The organism is Bacillus sp. AK124 (genome assembly GCF_053903085.1).
Genome location: NZ_CP096378.1, coordinates 2,293,002 through 2,310,847, shown reverse-complemented (window position 1 = coordinate 2,310,847; position 17,846 = coordinate 2,293,002). Strand labels below are relative to the sequence as shown.

The following is a 17,846-nucleotide window of genomic DNA, read 5'->3' as shown; positions in this document are numbered from 1 at the left end:
TCATTTCTCCTTTTTAGATGATCCCTTCTCTTTATTTTAACATGAGAGGCGCTTTTCATGACGGCTTTTCTTTAGAAGTACCGTATATATCATACAAGATAATGCGCCCTAATCATATGAAAATTTTGATTATCGCCTTTGATTTCGTGTAAACTGAACGTAAAAGGAGTGATCGCCATGGAAAACCCTTCTAAACAGGAAATCAAAAGCATTCTTGAAAACAGTAAACGAATCGCGGTAGTCGGCCTGTCCGACAATCCTGAAAGAACATCGTACATGGTATCAAAAGCGATGCAGGACGCGGGATATGACATCATCCCTGTCAATCCGTCCATAGATGAGGCGCTGGGCGTCAAGGCTGTGGCATCATTAAAAGACATTGAAGGACATGTCGATATCGTCAATGTGTTCAGAAGATCCGAACATCTGCGCGATGTCGCAAAGGAATTCTTGGAGATAGACGCAGATGTGTTTTGGGCGCAGCAGGGGCTTGTCAACGAAGAAGCTTATCGGCTTCTGAGCGAAAAAGGCTATACGGTGATTATGGATTTGTGTATAAAAGTGGCACACGCGTTAACAAAATCGGCATAAAAAAGACAAAAATCCTTGTTTATTCAAGGGTTTTTGTCTTTTTTATGCGAGAATATGTTTGCGAATTGCTGTGAAAAACGGCTACAATAAGTCTTGGACAGTTTTTTTAAGAATGATTTTCCAATTGCTGGTGGAAAAGCCTTGTCCTCCAAGGGACGAATCGTGTAAAATGACGGCTGTGCAAAAAAACGGCTTTCATTTTAACATTTTCCCGACAATGCTTGAAGCGATTGGAAAAGAATCGGATAATACTTTGCTTTACATGACAGAGTGTGTATTATTCTTTATAAGCAATGTTTGATTTTTGAAAGGGGTTTATGCATTTGGTTAAGAAACAGCAATTTGACTATAATGATGATTCCATACAGGTGCTCGAAGGCCTTGAAGCGGTCAGAAAACGCCCCGGTATGTACATCGGTTCGACAGACAGCCGGGGCCTGCACCATCTCGTATATGAAATCGTCGATAATTCCGTCGATGAAGTCCTTGCGGGCCATGGGAATCATATTATAGTAAAGATACATAAAGATAACAGCATATCGGTGCAAGACAGAGGCCGGGGAATGCCAACAGGAATGCATAAGCTGGGCAAACCGACTCCCGAAATTATTTTGACAGTGCTGCATGCCGGAGGAAAGTTCGGCCAAGGCGGCTATAAAACGAGCGGGGGGCTGCACGGCGTCGGTGCATCCGTTGTAAACGCCCTGTCTGAGTGGCTGACAGTCACAATTGAGCGGGACGGAAATGTTTACAGGCAGCGTTTTGAAAACGGCGGCAAACCGGTGACATCCCTTGATAAAATCGGAACGACCAAAAAGACCGGCACCCTGATTCATTTCAAGCCTGATCCTACGATGTTCAGCACAACGACTTTTAACTTTGAAACGCTTTCAGAGCGTCTGAGAGAATCAGCCTTTTTGTTAAAAGGATTAAAAATCGAATTGATCGATGAACGCGATCAAACAAAAGAAACGTTTTTATACGAAAACGGAATCGAAGCTTTTGTCGCTTATTTAAATGAGGAGAAAGACGCGCTTTCTGAAGTGGTCTCATTTGAAGGGGAGCACAACGGCATCGAGGTGGACTTTGCGTTTCAATTTAATGACGGCTATTCCGAAAACATCCTGTCATTCGTCAATAATGTCAGAACAAAGGACGGAGGAACCCATGAGTCCGGTGCGAAAACGGCGATGACAAGAGCATTCAACGAATATGCGAGAAAGGTGGCCCTTTTAAAAGAAAAGGACAAAAACCTTGAAGGAACGGACATCCGGGAAGGCCTGTCAGCCATCGTTTCCGTCCGGATTCCAGAAGAGCTTCTTCAATTTGAAGGACAGACAAAAGGAAAGCTCGGCACGAGTGAAGCAAGATCAGCCGTTGATGCGATCGTCTCCGAGCAGCTCGCATATTTCCTTGAAGAAAACAGGGAAACGGCAACATTGCTCGTCAAAAAAGCGATTAAAGCCTCCCAGGCAAGAGAAGCTGCGAGAAAAGCAAGAGAAGAGGCAAGAAGCGGAAAGAAAAGAAAGAAATCCGAAGCGACGCTCTCCGGCAAGCTGACGCCTGCACAATCAAGGAATCCGTCCAAAAACGAATTGTATCTCGTGGAGGGTGACTCTGCCGGAGGATCAGCAAAGCAGGGAAGAGACCGGAAATTCCAGGCTGTCCTGCCGCTCCGCGGAAAGGTTATCAATACGGAAAAAGCGAAGCTGGCCGATATTTTTAAAAATGAAGAGATCAATACGATTATTCATGCGATCGGCGGAGGGGTCGGCGCTGATTTTGACATTGAGGACATCAATTACGACAAAGTCATCATCATGACAGATGCGGATACAGACGGCGCTCATATCCAAGTGCTGCTCCTGACTTTTTTCTACCGCTATATGAAGCCGCTGATCGAGCACGGAAAAGTGTTTATCGCGCTGCCGCCGCTCTATAAAGTCAGCAAAGGGTCTGGCAAAAAAGAAATCATTGAATATGCTTGGTCTGATGAAGAAATGGACGACGTCCTCAAAAAAGTCGGAAGAGGATATACGATTCAGCGCTATAAAGGTCTCGGCGAAATGAACGCTGACCAGCTTTGGGAAACGACAATGAACCCCGAATCAAGAACGCTTGTCAGGGTTAAAATCGATGACGCAGCCCGTGTGGAAAGGCGCGTGACGACATTGATGGGCGACAAAGTTGAGCCGAGAAGAAAATGGATTGAGAAAAATGTCGCTTTCGGACTTGATGAAGAAAGCAACATTTTAGAAAACGAGAATTTATCGGTCGCTGAGGAGGTTTAAATAAATGGCACAGCCAGAGATTTATCATGATTTACCATTGGAAGACGTGATCGGCGACCGTTTCGGCCGATACAGCAAATATATTATTCAGGATCGGGCGCTCCCTGACGCCAGGGACGGCCTGAAGCCTGTTCAAAGAAGAATCCTATACGCCATGCATGCGGAAGGGAACACGCACGATAAGAATTTCCGCAAGGCCGCAAAAACGGTCGGTAATGTAATCGGGAACTATCATCCTCATGGAGACAGTTCGGTCTACGAAGCGATGGTGCGGATGAGCCAGGACTGGAAGGTTCGCAACGTGCTGGTTGAAATGCACGGTAACAACGGAAGCATCGACGGTGATCCGCCGGCTGCGATGCGTTATACAGAAGCAAGGCTCGCAGCGATCGCTTCAGAGCTTTTGCGAGATATTGACAAAGAAACGGTCGAGTTTGTGCCAAACTTTGATGATACAAGCAAGGAGCCCGTCGTCCTTCCGGCGATGTTCCCGAACCTGCTTGTCAACGGATCGACAGGGATTTCCGCCGGGTATGCGACTGACATTCCGCCGCATCATCTCGGGGAAGTGATCGATGCCGTGATAAGGCGGATTGACTCGCCGAACTGCAGTGTGGATGACCTCATGGAGCTCGTAAAAGGACCGGACTTTCCGACCGGAGGAATCATTCAGGGTAAAGAAGGCATAAAAAAAGCCTATGAAACCGGAAAAGGTAAAATCATCATCAGGGGCAAAGCCGAGATCGAAACCATCAGAGGCGGCCGCCAGCAAATTGTCATTACTGAAATTCCGTTTGAAGTCAACAAAGCGAATTTAGTGAAAAAAATGGACGAATTCAGGATTGAACGGAAGGTCGAAGGGATTTCCGAAGTCCGTGACGAGACCGACCGGACAGGACTCAGAATCGTGATTGAGCTGAAAAAAGAAGCGGATGCACAAGGTATTTTAAATTTCTTGTACAAAAACTCGGATTTGCAGATTCCGTACAACTTTAACATGGTGGCTATTCATAACAGAAGACCGATGTTGATGAATCTCACATCAATTTTGGACGCTTATATCGGCCACCAAAAAGAAGTCATCACCAACCGTTCTCAGTATGAGCTGAAAAAAGCGAAGGAAAGGCATCATATCGTAGAAGGATTGATGAAAGCACTGTCCATTTTGGATGAAGTCATTGCGACGATCCGCTCCTCCAATGACAAGCGCGATGCCAAAAACAATCTGATCGAAAAGTTCGCATTTACAGAGCCGCAGGCTGAAGCGATCGTTTCATTGCAGCTGTACAGGCTGACAAACACAGATATTACGGCTCTCCAGGAAGAAGCAAAAGAACTCGACCAGAAGATCAAAGAGCTGGAAGAGATCCTTTCCAATGACAAGAAACTCTTGAAAGTGATCAAAGACAGCTTGAAAAAGGTGAAAAAAACCTATGCCGGTCAAAGGCGCTCTGTCATCGAGGAGAAAATTGAAGAAATCAAAATCAATCTTGAAGTGATGGTGGCGTCTGAAGACGTTTATGTGACCGTGACGAAAGACGGTTATATTAAACGAACGAGCCAGCGGTCTTTTGCTGCATCAAACGGCCAGGACTTCGGCATGAAAGATACCGACCGTCTGCTCTGTCAGCTGGAAATGAATACGACAGACGTACTGCTCTTATTTACAAATAAAGGAAGCTATGTGTATTGTCCGGTTCACCAGCTTCCTGATATCAGATGGAAAGACTTGGGTCAGCACATCACGAATATCATATCGATCGACAGCGATGAATCCATCGTCAAGGCGATCCCTGTCAGAGAGTTTACCGAATCTGAATACCTGCTGTTCTTTACGAAAAACGGAATGGCGAAAAGAACTCAGCTGATGCAGTATAAAGCACAGCGCTATTCAAAAGCATTGGTCGCTCTTAACTTAAAAGGCGACGATGAAGTGGTTGATGTTCATGTAACGGACGGAACGAAAGATTTGTTTATCGCGACACATTCCGGCTACGGTCTGTGGTTCTCAGAAGATGAGGTCAGCGTCGTCGGCGCAAGGGCGGCCGGTGTCAAAGGCGTCAATTTGAAAGACGGCGACTTTGTCGCCAGCGGGCAGGTTTTAGAAGAATCGGATGTGCTTGTGCTCGTGACCCAGCGCGGATCTATTAAGCGGATGAACCGCACCGAATTTGAAAAAACGTCACGGGCGAAACGAGGGGTTCTCATGCTGAGGGAATTGAAGAAAAAACCTCACCGCATCACCGGGCTGCTCGCATGCTCATATCATGCTCAAATCACGCTTCAAACCGAAAAAGGCATCACAGAGGAGATGCTTGTCAAAGATATCAAGCTTCATGACCGGTACAGCAACGGTTCTTTCATCATCGACGAAGATGAGGCAGGGGAAGTAACGGATGTATGGATCAGCAAACATGAACGGGAGTGAAATCGACCTGCGCCCAATTCTAGGGATATCACCACATGCCTATCAAGAATAGAGCCATTCTGCAAGACAACGAAGAATGCTGCAGAAAAAGAGCATGCCAGATAAACTTTACACAGGTTCATTTTTAAATGCTAGGCTACTTTCTTGTGATACAAGCTTTTTCCCGTATCGGTGAGATTTTCGCTTTCTTTTTGGAGTAAGCGTCAAATACATGAAAATTCTCTGCTGCTTAATTAATAACAGAGTAAAACAACCCAGTCCGCGTTCACGCCTTTAGTGCACATGGACTGGGTTTTCCTTGATCACACCAAGATTATTGTACATCTAACTCTTTTACGGTTTCACCTTCAATTAACACAGGCTGATAGTAGGTTTCGTTTGGTAAGTCTTTCTTTCCTTGCAATTTCTTGATGACCCAATCAGCTGCATCGTGTCCCATTTGTTCTTGAGGATGTGTCAATGTTGTTAGTTTGATATTCGCATTTTTGGCAATATACGAATTGTCCTGTCCAATAATTGACAATTTGTCCGGGACAGAAATATTAAGTTGTCTGCATACATTTGCTACTTCCAACCCTACTTCGTCGTTATAGCAAACAATTGCAGTCAACACGTCTCTCTTTTCATTTAGAAACTTCTTCAGGTTTGTGTATAGTTCCAGCTTCGTCTCTGTATTGTACGAAAGCACATGCTCTGGTTGAAATCGTAATTTGGCTTCACCAAGCGCTTTTATATACCCCTTCATTCGATACTTTCCTTGTAAATCATCCATTTTTGAAATGAGACCAATTTGTGTATGTCCTTTTGATATTAATTCTTTTGTTGCGAGATAGCTGGACTGCACATCATCGAGACAAAGAAAAGGAACATCTAATTCTTCATAATAAGCATTGATCATGATGAAAGGAATATCCTGTTCCTTAAACGATAAATAGTAAGCAATATTCGGATTGTATAGATTACTTTTCGTAGGTTCAACAATTAAACCATCGACGCCAAATGACAACATCATTTCCAAAGCTTTTTTTTCTTGTTCGACATCATTATTTGTACTAGCTAATAGTAACGAATAATTAGCCTCATTCAATCTCCCTTCAATTCCGCGAATAATTGACGGGAAAATGTAATCTGAAATGTAGGTCGTAATTACACCAATTATTTTATTATTGGAATTCCCTCCAGGTTTTGATTGATACTGATTACTTACATAAGTGCCAGACCCTTTTTCACTTCTTAAAAACCCCTCGTTCGCCAGCTCTAAAATCGCCTTTCGAACAGTGTGCCGGCTGACTTTGTATTCTTCTTGTATGGCGGATTCAGTAGGAATTTGTTCTCCTACCCTGTAAACTCCTGAAAGGATTTTACTCTTTATATCATTAATGATGACCTTATACTTTGGTTTCATTTCACTCACTTCTTTCATAGTTGTTCGCATTCTAATTTTTTTAATTGAATGATTTGTGTGGACATATTTTATCATGGCTTTCAATGAATGAAAAGATTTCACCTTATTTTCGTGAAAATGAATAAGTAATTCTAATTTTTTTCTTTAAATTTCATGTTATACAAATACTTTTTATTATAAGCATGAAGAGAAAAAGAATATAAATATCGTTGTGATATTTATATGAACATATTATATTATCGATTGACAAATGTACGTACAAAAAATATACTAAGTCTGTAATTAAGTTAAGCGAAAAGGGGAATGCCTTCTTTCGAATAATATTGAAATCGCTATCAGAGGGGGGATAACGTGAAAGCGAATCAAGTAAACATCAAGCAGGCGATAACTGAGGGAGAAACATCGCTTGGAATTGAATTCGGATCCACACGTATTAAAGCAGTGTTGATTGATAGCAGTTTTGAAACAATCGCATCTGGAAGTTATGAGTGGGAAAACCGCTTGGAAGATGGATTTTGGACGTACAACTTAGTAGATATTATCACTGGGTTGCAAACAGCTTATAGTGAAATGAAGAATGATGTTGAACGAAATTATGGCATCACCATTCGCAAAATCGGTTCTATTGGTTTTTCTGCAATGATGCATGGATATATGGCTTTTGACAACACAGGGGAGCTGCTTGTTCCGTTTCGAACTTGGCGTAACTCAACAACCGGTGCTGCAGCAAAAGAATTAACTGATCAATTTCAATTCAATATCCCTGAACGGTGGAGTATTGCTCATTTATATCAAGCGATATTAAATGAAGAGAAACATTTGCCTCGCATTGATTATATCACCACTTTAGCTGGGTACATTCACTGGTTGCTGACTGGTAATAAAGCAATTGGCGTTGGAGATGCTTCGGGCATGTTCCCAATTGATGAATCAACGCAAAATTACAATGAATCGATGCTCAAGCAGTTTGATGAACTGATTTCGAACAAAGGCTATCCTTGGAGTATAAAGGATATTCTTCCTGAAGTTTATATTTCAGGCGAGCAAGCAGGCGAATTAACCGAAATTGGCGCGAAAATTCTGGATCAATCAAAAAATTTACAGCCAGGTATCCCGGTTTGTCCGCCGGAAGGCGATGCTGGAACAGGAATGGTTGCTACGAATAGTGTGAGGAAACGCACTGGAAACATCTCAGTAGGAACTTCAGTTTTTGCCATGATTGTATTAGAGAAAAAACTTTCGAAAGTATATCCAGAAATTGATTTGGTAACAACGCCAAACGGCAGTCCGGTTGGAATGGTTCATGCGAATAACTGCTCAAGCGATTTAAATGCTTGGCTAGGGTTGTTTCGTGAATTTTTTGAGGCAATGGGACAAAAGGTTGAAATGAATAAATTATTCGAAGTGGTGTTGAATAAAGCATTGGAGGCTGACTCAGACGGCGGTGGCTTACTAAGCTACGGTTATTTCTCTGGTGAAAATATTACAGGACTAGAAAAAGGCCGGCCGTTATTTGTCCGCTCACCAGAGAGTCGTTTCGATTTAGCAAACTTCATGCGGACACACCTTTTTGCAGCTTTTGCAGCTTTGAAAATCGGAATGGATATTTTGACCAAAGAGGAAAATATTGATATTGATAGCATTTTAGCTCACGGCGGTTTATTCAAAACCCCTCTTGTCGGACAAAAAATTGTTGCAGCTGCAATGAATACGCCAGTATCAGTTATGGCAACTGCCGGAGAGGGCGGTGCGTGGGGAATGGCTATTCTTGCTTCTTACATGATGAACAAAGATCAACAAGAAAGCTTAGAAGATTTCCTCGACAAAAAAGTCTTTGAAGAGGATGCCGGGCAAGAAATTTACCCTGATCAATTAGATGTTGAAGGATTTGAAGCATTTATCGAACGGTACAAAAAAGGTTTAATGATTGAGCAGGCCGCTGTGGATCATTTGATTTAATGAGTGGAAAGTGGAGGGGTTGACGTGCTAGAACAACTGAAAGAAGAAGTGTTACAAGCAAATTTGGACTTGCCTAAATACGGACTTGTGAAATACACATGGGGAAATGCAAGTGCCATTGACCGTGAAACTGGTTTATTCGTTATCAAACCTAGTGGTGTTGATTATGAAACAATGAAAGCTAGTGATATGGTGGTTGTTGATTTAGATGGCAATATTGTTGAAGGAGAGCTGAGACCTTCATCAGATACAGCGACTCACGCGGTACTTTATAAGCATTACCCTGAAATTGGAGGAATTGTACACACTCATTCAACTTGGGCGACAATCTGGGCTCAAGCAGGCCTTGATGTTCCGGCGATGGGGACCACTCATGCAGACACATTCTATGGTTCCGTGCCATGTGCCCGATACTTGACACAAGAGGAGGTTGATCGAGGTTACGAAGTAGAAACAGGTAATGTCATTATCGAAACATTTGAAGAGCGCGGGTTAGATATTTTAGCTGTTCCCGGTGTCTTACTTCATGGTCATGGTCCATTTACTTGGGGCAAAGATGTAAAATCAGCAGTATTGAATAGTGTGGTGTTGGATGAAGTCGCGAAAATGAATTTATTTACCCGAGAATTAAATCATTTTGCAAAAGAATTACCACAACGTATTTTAGATAAACATTATTTACGAAAACACGGTAAAAATGCTTATTATGGTCAAAAGTAAAGTCAATTCTATCAAACTATTCATTTAAGAAAAGAGGGTTATGATGTTAACACAAGGAAAAAAAGAATTCTGGTTTGTCGTAGGTTCACAACATCTTTATGGGGAAGAAGCGCTTGAAGAAGTCAGAGCGCACGCGCAAGCCGTGACTGATGCATTAAATGAAAGCGCTGTATTGCCATACCCGCTTGTATTGCAAGATTTAGCTGTTAGTGCAGATAAAATCACAAGCATCATGAAAGAAGTGAACTATCGTGACGAAGTTGCCGGTGTTATCACTTGGATGCATACTTTTTCACCTGCAAAAATGTGGATTCGCGGAACAAAATTATTACAAAAACCGTTACTTCATTTAGCGACACAATTTAATGAAAGTATTCCGTGGACAACGATTGACATGGACTTTATGAACCTAAACCAATCTGCTCATGGGGACCGTGAATATGGTTTTATCAATGCCCGTTTGCAAAAACAAAATAAAGTTGTCGTAGGTTATTGGGAACGCCCTGAAGTGCAACAGCAAATTGCGGAATGGATGGACGTAGCGGTTGCTTATAACGAAAGCTTCAACATCAAGGTCGCCCGATTTGGTGACAACATGCGTAACGTTGCTGTTACTGAAGGGGATAAGGTTGAAGCACAAATTCAATTTGGCTGGACAGTTGATTACTTTGGCATTGGTGATCTTGTTCAATACGTGAATGCGGTTACAGATGAAGAAATTAATCGATTGTTTGCTGAATATGCAGACCTTTATGAATTTGATTATGGTACTTACAGTCAGGAAGATTGGGAGAAGAGCGTAAAAGTACAAGCAAGCTATGAAATCGCCATTAAACGTTTCCTGGATGATGGTGGTTATAATGCCTTCACAACTAACTTTGAAGATTTATATGGGATGAAACAACTTCCGGGTCTTGCCGTCCAACGTTTGATGGCCCAAGGATATGGCTTTGCTGGTGAAGGAGATTGGAAAACTGCAGCGCTCGATCGTTTACTCAAAGTGATGAGCCGTAACCAATCAACCGGCTTTATGGAAGATTACACATATGAATTAGCTGCCGGTCAAGAATCAATCCTTCAATCACATATGCTTGAAGTTGACCCATCTTTAGCAAGCAACAAACCGAAAATTATCGTATCTCCATTAGGTATTGGTGATCGTGAAGACCCGGCACGCTTAGTGTTCGACGGAAAAGCAGGAGATGGTGTGGTTGTTTCGATGGCAGACTTTGGTACGCATTACAAACTGTTGATTAACGAAGTTTCTGCATTTGAACCAACTGTTCCGGCACCAAACCTTCCGGTGGCACGGGTGCTTTGGGAAGTGAAGCCTAACTTTCAGGATGGAGTGAAAGCGTGGCTTGAAAACGGCGGCGGTCACCATACAGTTGTTTCATTGAATTTAACAACAGACCAAATGATCACTTATGCAAAGCTGGTTGACCTGGAATATGTAGTGATTAAGTAATGCCTCTAACCTCCGAGGAGGCTCTGCTTCCTTGGAGGTGAAAAATAGGGATATCAGATATCAAAATATTCATGATTTTGTAAGCGTTATCGTTATGTTCCGGAAAAATTGAAAGCGTTTAATAATAGGCGAATAAAACCATGAGGTTTAGTGAGAAATCCCACCAATATCCTAGCATGTATTTGCAGTTTGGAAACACTTTAATGATTTCTGAAAAAGCCATCGATAATTTTGGTGGCTGGATTACACAATATAATTTCAACCTTGAGGAGGGAACTTAAATGGTTAATGAAAAGAAAATCTCAAGTGGCTTCATTTATTTTTTCGGGGCTTTTGCCGGCATTCTTTTCGGTTATGATATCGGCGTTATGACGGGTGCTTTGCCTTTTCTGCAACACGATTGGAACCTTCAAGACAACGCCGGGGTTATTGGCTGGATTACTTCTTCGGTCATGTTAGGCGCTATTTTTGGAGGCGCCCTGGCCGGACAACTTTCTGATCGTTTGGGACGTCGCAAAATGATTTTAATTTCCGCTGTCATTTTTGTTGTTGGATCCATTTTGTCAGGAATAGCACCTCATAATGGGGTACTGTTTTTAATTGTTTCTCGGGTTTTATTAGGATTGGCCGTTGGTGCTGCCTCTGCATTGGTCCCGGCCTATATGTCGGAAATGGCGCCTGCACGTTTACGCGGACGGCTGTCAGGAATTAATCAAACCATGATTTGTTCTGGAATGTTGCTTTCTTACATTGTTGATTTTCTATTGAAAGATTTGCCGGAAACAATGGCGTGGCGGTTGATGCTTGGTTTGGCTGCCGTACCTGCTGTGATCTTATATGTTGGAATGTTAAAGTTACCTGAATCACCTCGTTTTTTAATCAAGAACAATAAACTTGATGAAGCACGCAAGGTGTTGAGCTATATTCGCTCTAACAAAGGAGAGATTGATTCTGAAATAGCACAAATACAAGAAACTGCCAGAGAGGAAACAAAGGCAAATCAAAAAGCATCATGGGCTACACTCTTAAGTAATAAATATCGTTTTTTATTAATTGCTGGTGTGGGTGTTGCCGCTTTTCAACAATTCCAGGGTGCTAACGCAATTTTTTATTACATTCCTTTGATTGTAGAAAAAGCAACAGGGAATGCGGCAAGTTCAGCGTTGATGTGGCCGATTATTCAAGGTGTTATTCTCGTGCTAGGTTCATTGCTATTCATCATGATCGCTGATAAATTTAATCGCCGTACTTTATTAACAGTAGGCGGAACCGTTATGGGGCTGTCCTTTATTTTGCCGGCAATATTGAATATATTAATTCCTAATGCAAATCCGATGATGATGGTTGTCTTTTTAAGTATCTATGTAGCACTTTATTCATTCACGTGGGCTCCTTTAACTTGGGTCATCGTTGGAGAAATTTTCCCTCTGGTCATTCGCGGGCGCGCGTCTGGAATAGCTTCATCATTTAACTGGATCGGCTCTTTCTTGGTTGGATTGCTATTTCCTATTATGACCGCTTCGATGTCTCAAGAAGCTGTGTTTGCAATCTTCGGTGTTATTTGTTTACTTGGAGTTGTATTTATCCGGACACGCGTCCCTGAAACTCGAGGTCGCAGTTTAGAGGAAATCGAAAAAAATGGAGGAAATAAACAAATTGGCGGAAAAAGCGCGCAAATAAACCTATGAGGCTTGGAGTGGGGAATCGAAAGGAGCTATCTTGGGTGCCGCTTATCGCAGGGGAAATCTTCGCACTAGTTCATTTTGAAACAGGGGGTTTCAAAAGGGAAGACGCTCTTTGGTCCAAATTTTTAAACGGGGCGTGATTGGACGAACCGTGACATATCAGCTCTAGCTTGTTATTTCAATATGGAGGCGGAAAACTCCGCCCTCCATATTGAATATGATTTTAAAATTAATTAAATACCATTCCGCCATCAATGATAAGAGACTGGCCGGTCATATAATCTGAATCCGGCCCTGCAAGATAAGAAACGCATGCTGCTACATCTTCCGGCTCTGATAAGCGTTTTAATGCAATATTTTTAGCGAATTGTTCCATTCCCCATTCAAATGGCTTGCCTGCTTCATCAGCGGTTTGCTGTGCAATCCCCATCATCATAGGCGTTTTTACGATACCCGGACAAAAGGCGTTAACCGTAATGCCTAATTCAGCTAGATCTTTTGCCGCCGTTTGCGTAATCCCACGAACAGCGAACTTTGTTCCGCCGTAAACTGCCAAGCCCGGGTTACCGACTTGACCGGCTTGAGAAGAAGCATTAATGATTTTCCCGCCGTGTCCAAGTTCTTTAAAGGCTTTTACAGCTGCTTGAATTCCCCAATAAGTACCGCCGACGTTAACATCATAGATTTTCCGATAATCTTCATATGTAATGCTTTCAATAGGTGTGGTTGGTCCAAGACCTGCATTATTGATCACCACATCAAGACCGCCGAGGCGTTTAACCGTTTCATCGACTGCTTTAAAAACATCATCCCGATCAGCAACATCCACTTTAACTGCAATTGCCTTACCGTTATGCTGGTTAATGTCCTCAGCAACTTGTGTTGCAGTTTCTACATTATAATCGGCAACTGCAACAGCGAACCCATCCTCCGCCAAGCGTTTGCAGATTGCTTCGCCAATTCCTTGGCCTCCGCCAGTAACAAAAGCAATTTTTCCAGATACTTTACTCATATGAACATCTTCTTTCTATAAGTAATTGGTATTTAATTGGTACAGAAACATTATATCTTATATTTGTAGATTTGAAATAAAATCCCGGCAGTTGTTGAAAAAATGTTTAAAATTTTTCGAAAAAATTTAATTGTTTTTGAAGAAGATGGAAAAGCTTTATTTAAGTATAATAGGATTGTTCCGCTTTTACTGCAATCACAAGACGAAGGAAGACCAAATGAAAAGGCATGAATCCGTGCAGTGCCGGACTCATGCCAATCAAACTGTTTCATGAATTTTATTGTCTAGCTTTTTCAAATCGCTTCAAATTCAGCTGTCCTGGCGATTGAAAAGGTCGGTAATCGCGTGCATGAATTCAATTCCTTGAAAAACAAACAAATTGATTGCTGCTAATGAAAATAGTCCAATAATCACCGTTCTTATGATAAATAACATGTTAAAACCTCCCGTTTTTTTTCGTATGGTTATGGTTTTAAAACATGCGCTTTATCGAAATAAGAAGAGTGATAGAACACCGCGAGCATAAATGCCTTCAGATGCTCTTTCCGCCTGTTCATCATGAACGCCTGGCCGGAAGCCGCAGCTAAGATGAAGAGAAGGATAGATTCAGCTCCGAAGCCGAGTGAATTCCACAATGATTTCGCCTTTTCTTCACCATATTTGCCGGCTGTCAGTTCATGGAGTTCGTCTCCTGAAACAGCGGCTTTTTGCGTATGGTGATTTGCCGGCATCTGGGGCATTGAGAACGAATGAAGGCTCGCAATGACTAAAAAGAATATGGACAGTTGCAGAAACAATGTCTTTTTCATTTGATCTCATCCCCTTAGTATCTCATCATCTTAGCATATTTTATGTTATAAGAAAAGATGATTATTTTGTGACAGTTGGCAAATATTTATTGACAATATGAGATTTTTCGCAACGTATTTGGAATGAAAGCGCATTTTTATATATGAATAAAGATAATACTCTGCTATAATGAGCATTGGGACTAAAGTAATCATGATGTTAACAGCCTTTATGTTTAAAAAACAGAAAATTCTATCTAGTTTTTCTTGTGTCATTATTATGATATAATCCTATCATGTTAGAAAACTTAACATCAAAACAAAATTCGTTTGTTTCAGGAGGGTGCTATGGAAGAAATTTTAAGCGAAATCATCAATGTCCCGAGCCGTTTTATTTGGACTTATTTAGTCTATATATTAATAGGAATAGGCCTGTTCTTTACTTTTAAATTGAAATTCGTTCAATTCCGCTATTTCTTCGAGATGTTTCGTATCGTCGGACAAAAGGAGGAGAAAGGAAAAGGCGTCTCGTCTTTGCAGGCTTTCTTTATTTCCGCCGCTTCGCGTGTCGGCACGGGTAACCTGACCGGTGTCGCGCTTGCTGTTGCAACAGGAGGACCTGGAGCGGTCTTTTGGATGTGGGTTGTCGCGCTTGTCGGTATGGCTTCCAGCTTTGTGGAGAGTACGCTGGCTCAAGTGTACAAGGTCAAAGACGGCGATCATTTCAGAGGGGGCCCAGCTTATTATATGGAAAAAGCGCTGGGCGCCAGATGGATGGGCATTATCTTTGCCGTTTTGATTACGATTACATTCGGATTGATCTTTAATGCGGTGCAAGCCAATACGATCGTCGGTTCGATGGAAGGGGCTTTCAACCTTGATAAAACAACGGTCGGAATTGTTTTGGCGGTATTGACCGGATTTATCATTTTCGGCGGTTTGAAACGCGTTGTGACAGTTTCGCAGTTGATCGTTCCGGTTATGGCGGTCATTTATCTTGGACTTGCTTTATTTGTCGTGCTGACGAATATTTCTCAAATACCGGCCGTTTTCGCGATGATTGTGAAAGATGCTTTCGGGATCGAGCAGATTGCAGGGGGTACGCTCGGCAGCATCATTATTATCGGTGCGAAGCGCGGCTTGTTTTCAAACGAAGCCGGAATGGGAAGCGCGCCGAACGCAGCGGCGACTGCCAATGTCTCTCACCCGGCGAAGCAAGGTTTTATCCAAACGCTTGGCGTATTCTTTGATACGATGGTTATCTGCAGTGCGACAGCCTTTATGATTCTGCTGTTCAATCTGACGCCGGGCAAAGAGCTTGACGGCATTCAAATTACACAAGCAGCCATGCAGCATCATGTCGGAAGCTGGGCGCCTGCGTTTGTCGCAGTGGCGATTTTCCTGTTCGCTTTCAGCTCAATCGTCGGAAACTACTATTATGGTGAGACGAATATTGAATTTATTAAAAAGAGCAAGACGACGCTTGCCGTTTACCGTACAGCTGTTGTCGCAATGGTCATCTTCGGATCTGTATCCGGTTTTCAGCTTGTGTGGGACATGGCGGATTTATTTATGGGATTAATGGCGATCATTAACCTGATTGCGATTCTGCTTCTTTCCGGAATTGCCGCGAAAGTGCTGAAAGACTATACTGATCAGCGTAAAACAGGGAAGAACCCTGTCTTTAAGGCAAGCTCGATTCCAGGTCTGAAAAACACAGAGGCTTGGGAAGACGAGAAGGAAACATTGCAATCGAAATAAACAATATGAAAAAAGGCGTCCTTGGGGCGCCTTTTTCTTGTTTTTTTACTGACAGCTGAATGAGGTAATCTCGTTCAAGTCAATACCGAAGTAAACCCAGCGGAATTGACGCGGTCTCCAGCGGTAGCCCGCAATCGAATAACGTCCGACGAAAACCGGGTAGAACCAAAAGCGGCTGCCGTTTCTTAAGCGGATGAATGTATATTTGAACAGGCATCTTCTGATTCCGCCGGGATCAACGGCAAATACCGAAGGGCCGGTGTCTTGCGGAAATTGGCTCGGCGGCGGGGGGAGAAACTGCTGTTGCTGCTGTCCTCCAACTCCTGGAGGCGGCCCCGGTGGAAATTGCTGGCGATACGGATCATATAGTGAAGGATCGTATGGATACAATAAAAACGCTCCTTTCTGATGGTTTGCTTTATCGTATGATTGATAGGGAATAAGGGTAGCTTGCCTATAGAGAAAAAAATCCCTAAAGCCGTTTTGGCTTTAGGGAAAATGTTTAAATGCTTTTGCGGGGCGCCCGTTTTCGGTAAACAACATAGCTTCTTGTCAAATATTTTAGCGGCATGCTGAATACGTGGACGAGCCGAGTAAACGGCCAGACGATGAAAATGACGTAGCCCATCATAATATGAAGCTTAAACCAGAGGGGCACGCTCGCCATAAGTCCGGCATCAGGCTTGAATAAGAAAATGTTGCGAAACCACGGGCTGATTGTTGTCCGATAGTCGAATCCTTTTGAATCGATGTTCAAGAAGGTTGCCGCAAGCCCAGTCGTCATGACGAATAACAAAGCGACCAGCGTGATGAAATCACCGGCAGAGCTCGTTTTTCGAATTCGTTTGTCCGTGAATCTGCGGTAGGTCAATATGATAAGTCCTGACAGCGCGGCGATGCCCGCTGGCAGTCCGAAACCGATCGCGATTTTATGGTACATATGCTCTGATACGCCGAGCGCTTGATAAAGGCTTTCCGGAATTAAAATTCCCATCACATGCCCGCCGATGACAAAAAAGATTCCCCAGTGAAAAAGGCTGCTGCCAAGCGCCAATTTTTTCTTTTCGAGCATTTCGCTTGATTTGGCCGTCCAGCCAAACTGATCATGTTGATAGCGGTATATATGCCCTCCGATAAAAATGGTGATGACGATATAGGGGAGGATGACCCACAGTATTTGTTCGATCATGGCTGTACATTCCTTTCAACACCAATTTCCTCTAAAATCATCATTAATCCGTCTAATAACGGCGTATAGATGCTTTCATTCTCTGAAAGCTGCAATCTTAATTCTTCCAGGTTCGCTGCGTATTTTTGGAATACAGCCGCAGCTTTTTCATGATCGGCGACTGCAGCAAATTCAAGCATGAGCGGCAGATAATCCGGCAGCTCTTTGTCTGTCGGCTGAAAACCGGACTGCTGATACAGATCTTTCAGCTGCAGCAATTCAATTCCGCGCTCCCTTTGTTCACCGGAGTTGAAATAGGTGACATAAAGGTTCGTTTTTTTGCCGAAATCAAACGTATATACGTACGTTTCGATCAATTCCTCAGACGAATAGGAAGCCGCGCTTTCCAAAAAGGCAAGCAGATGCCCTTTCAGCGCTTCATGTTCGATTTCGCCGATGATCTGCTGCCATTCGGAACGTTCTTTTCTCCACTCTTCATCAGGGTAGGAGAGGAGGTGAGAAAGAGCGGCAAAAACGGTTTGTTTGTCTGTTCCATTCATGAAGCTTCCC

General features: G+C 42.8%; 15 protein-coding genes. 8 read left to right on the top strand and 7 right to left on the bottom strand.

Features of this window, described 5'->3' with window-relative positions; translation table 11 throughout:
* Window positions 1-177 precede the first annotated feature (177 nt).
* The 3 genes from M1E06_RS11440 (at window position 178) to parC (ending at window position 5,310) form a co-directional block, all read left to right on the top strand.
* Complete coding sequence (locus M1E06_RS11440) at window positions 178-591, top strand: CoA-binding protein (protein ID WP_020451613.1); 414 nt, start codon at window positions 178-180, stop codon at window positions 589-591.
* Between the two features lie 323 nt (window positions 592-914).
* A complete protein-coding gene (gene parE, locus M1E06_RS11435; RefSeq protein ID WP_020451614.1) occupies window positions 915-2,882 on the top strand; it encodes a DNA topoisomerase IV subunit B in 1,968 nt (655 codons plus the stop codon).
* A 4-nt stretch (window positions 2,883-2,886) separates the two neighbouring features.
* Window positions 2,887-5,310, top strand: a complete 2,424-nt coding sequence (parC, locus tag M1E06_RS11430; RefSeq protein ID WP_020451615.1) for a DNA topoisomerase IV subunit A — start codon at window positions 2,887-2,889, stop codon at window positions 5,308-5,310.
* A 313-nt stretch (window positions 5,311-5,623) separates the two neighbouring features.
* On the opposite strand, the gene M1E06_RS11425 is transcribed toward parC, so the two are convergent.
* Window positions 5,624-6,715: a GntR family transcriptional regulator gene (locus M1E06_RS11425; protein WP_020451616.1), complete on the bottom strand. Its 1,092-nt coding sequence runs from the start codon at window positions 6,713-6,715 to the stop codon at window positions 5,624-5,626.
* A 351-nt stretch (window positions 6,716-7,066) separates the two neighbouring features.
* Between M1E06_RS11425 and M1E06_RS11420 the strand changes: the two genes are divergently transcribed.
* From M1E06_RS11420 to M1E06_RS11405, 4 genes are all read left to right on the top strand, one after another.
* Window positions 7,067-8,674, top strand: coding sequence for a xylulokinase (locus M1E06_RS11420; RefSeq protein ID WP_020451617.1), 1,608 nt, complete (start codon window positions 7,067-7,069; stop codon window positions 8,672-8,674).
* Window positions 8,675-8,698: 24 nt separating this feature from the next.
* Window positions 8,699-9,394: an L-ribulose-5-phosphate 4-epimerase gene (locus M1E06_RS11415; RefSeq protein WP_020451618.1), complete on the top strand. Its 696-nt coding sequence runs from the start codon at window positions 8,699-8,701 to the stop codon at window positions 9,392-9,394.
* A gap of 43 nt (window positions 9,395-9,437) precedes the next feature.
* Window positions 9,438-10,862 carry an L-arabinose isomerase gene (gene araA, locus M1E06_RS11410; RefSeq protein ID WP_020451619.1) on the top strand — a complete coding sequence of 475 codons (1,425 nt, stop codon included), beginning with the start codon at window positions 9,438-9,440 and terminating at the stop codon, window positions 10,860-10,862.
* Between the two features lie 281 nt (window positions 10,863-11,143).
* Complete coding sequence (locus tag M1E06_RS11405) at window positions 11,144-12,550, top strand: sugar porter family MFS transporter (RefSeq protein ID WP_020451620.1); 1,407 nt, start codon at window positions 11,144-11,146, stop codon at window positions 12,548-12,550.
* Window positions 12,551-12,776: 226 nt separating this feature from the next.
* Here M1E06_RS11405 and M1E06_RS11400 read toward each other — a convergent pair whose 3' ends face one another.
* The 3 genes from M1E06_RS11400 to M1E06_RS11390 form a co-directional block, all read right to left on the bottom strand.
* Window positions 12,777-13,559: a (S)-acetoin forming diacetyl reductase gene (locus M1E06_RS11400; protein WP_020451621.1), complete on the bottom strand. Its 783-nt coding sequence runs from the start codon at window positions 13,557-13,559 to the stop codon at window positions 12,777-12,779.
* A 309-nt stretch (window positions 13,560-13,868) separates the two neighbouring features.
* Complete coding sequence (locus M1E06_RS11395; RefSeq protein WP_020451622.1) at window positions 13,869-13,994, bottom strand: hypothetical protein; 126 nt, start codon at window positions 13,992-13,994, stop codon at window positions 13,869-13,871.
* Between the two features lie 29 nt (window positions 13,995-14,023).
* Window positions 14,024-14,368, bottom strand: coding sequence for a hypothetical protein (locus M1E06_RS11390; RefSeq protein WP_020451623.1), 345 nt, complete (start codon window positions 14,366-14,368; stop codon window positions 14,024-14,026).
* 327 nt (window positions 14,369-14,695) lie between these two features.
* On the opposite strand from M1E06_RS11390, the gene M1E06_RS11385 reads away from it, so the two are divergent.
* Window positions 14,696-16,108, top strand: a complete 1,413-nt coding sequence (locus M1E06_RS11385) for an alanine/glycine:cation symporter family protein (protein ID WP_020451625.1) — start codon at window positions 14,696-14,698, stop codon at window positions 16,106-16,108.
* A 45-nt stretch (window positions 16,109-16,153) separates the two neighbouring features.
* Here the strand turns inward: M1E06_RS11385 and M1E06_RS11380 are convergent, their stop codons facing one another.
* From M1E06_RS11380 to narJ, 3 genes are all read right to left on the bottom strand, one after another.
* Complete coding sequence (locus M1E06_RS11380) at window positions 16,154-16,498, bottom strand: hypothetical protein (RefSeq protein ID WP_020451626.1); 345 nt, start codon at window positions 16,496-16,498, stop codon at window positions 16,154-16,156.
* Window positions 16,499-16,610: 112 nt separating this feature from the next.
* Window positions 16,611-17,297 (bottom strand): respiratory nitrate reductase subunit gamma, encoded by a 687-nt coding sequence (gene narI, locus M1E06_RS11375; protein ID WP_020451627.1) that lies wholly within the window; start codon window positions 17,295-17,297, stop codon window positions 16,611-16,613.
* On the bottom strand, window positions 17,294-17,836 hold the full coding sequence (gene narJ / locus M1E06_RS11370) for a nitrate reductase molybdenum cofactor assembly chaperone (protein ID WP_020451628.1): 543 nt from the start codon (window positions 17,834-17,836) through the stop codon (window positions 17,294-17,296). Before narJ ends, narI begins: the two co-directional genes overlap by 4 nt.
* Window positions 17,837-17,846: the final 10 nt, after the last annotated feature.